The organism is Streptomyces sp. SPB074 (genome assembly GCF_000154905.1).
Taxonomy (GTDB): domain Bacteria; phylum Actinomycetota; class Actinomycetes; order Streptomycetales; family Streptomycetaceae; genus Streptomyces.
Map to the genome: position 1 here is coordinate 6,300,012 of NZ_GG770539.1, position 386 is coordinate 6,300,397.

At 77.2% G+C, this 386-nt stretch carries 1 protein-coding gene; it reads left to right on the forward strand.

The window, feature by feature from the left end; translation table 11 throughout:
* Positions 1 to 386: ROK family protein (locus SSBG_RS26880; protein WP_008749208.1), on the forward strand; the 386-nt coding region annotated here is incomplete at both ends.

The following is a 386-nucleotide window of genomic DNA, read 5'->3' on the forward strand; positions in this document are numbered from 1 at the left end:
CCCGGGCCGCCTCACCGGCGCCGGGGTCGGCGCCGCCGGGGTCGTGGACCCCGTGTTGCGGACGCATCCTCGTCGCGAGCGACTCCACCCGCGGCTGGGCGGGCTTCGCCGTCACGGAGGCGGTCGAATCCGCCCTCGGCGTCCCGGCCTTCCTCGACAACGACGTCAACGCCTTCCTCCTCGGGGAGATCTCGGCGGGCGCCGTGCGCGGCGAGCGCGACGTGCTCGGGATGACCCTCGGTACGGGCGTCGGCGGCGCCCTCTTCCCCGGACCGCACGGCGCGGCCGGCGAGATCGGGCACATCCACGGCTTCGGCGACCTGCCCTGCACGTGCGGCGGGCGCGGCCACCTGGAGACGCTCGCCTCCGGCCGCTCCATCGGCGCC